The sequence below is a fragment of the Rhodococcus sp. IEGM 1370 genome (genome assembly GCF_033142325.1).
Taxonomy (GTDB): Bacteria; Actinomycetota; Actinomycetes; order Mycobacteriales; family Mycobacteriaceae; genus Rhodococcoides.
The window spans coordinates 1-812 of record NZ_JAWLRY010000074.1 but is presented as its reverse complement, the minus strand read 5'-3'; the positions used below and the strand labels follow the sequence as shown (position 1 = coordinate 812).

Below are 812 nucleotides of genomic sequence, written 5' to 3'. Positions count from 1 at the left end.
CACTGCGATCAGCTGGGCACCGGCGCGCACGGAGTCGGTGAGCAACGAGTCGAAGGCGACCTCGTAGCAGGTGGCCACCGCGACGTGCACTCCGGCGAGGTCGAGGACGCCGTTGCCCTGGCCCGGGGTGAAGTTTCCTGCCTGGGCGGCATAGGGAGAGAGTGCGGTGACGATCGTGCGCATCGGCAGGTACTCCCCGAACGGCACCAGTTGCCGCTTGTCGTGCCTCTGCCCGGGCCCGGTGACGGGATCCCACACGATCGAGGTGTTGCTCGTGGTGCCGTCGTCTCGGCGGAGAACCGTGCCGACGAGTACGGGGACTCCGACGGCGCGGGCCGCGGCGTCGATACGTGCGGCGGCGTCGGGGTTGCGCAGGGGATCGATGTCGGAGGAGTTCTCCGGCCAGATGACCAGGTCGGGTGCGCGTACGCGGCCGGAGTCGATGTCGGCGGCGAGCTCGATGGTGCGCTGAACATGGTTGTCGAGAACCGCGCGTCGTTGGGCGTTGAAGTCGAGACCGAGACGCGGGACGTTGCCTTGCACCAAGGCGACGGTGACCGTGTCCTGCGGCGGCGGAGCGAACAGTGGAGCCACCACCGTGAGCGCCCCTACAGCAGTGGCCACACCGATGCACGACGCTGCTGCAGTTCTGCGGGTGATGCGACCGGAGGCAACGACGCCGGCCAGAGCGGACCCGATCAGCACCACGACGAACGACAACCCCGGCGCGCCGATCACCGCAGCCAGAGGCAGCAGCGGCCCGTCGGATTGACCGAATGCGATGCGGCCCCAAGGGAAGCCGCCGAACGGGA

1 protein-coding gene is annotated in these 812 nt (G+C 69.0%); it reads right to left on the bottom strand.

What is annotated here, in order from left to right; all coding sequences use genetic code 11:
• Positions 1 to 812: apolipoprotein N-acyltransferase (gene lnt / locus R4P47_RS25050; protein ID WP_317786077.1), on the bottom strand; the 812-nt coding region annotated here is incomplete at both ends.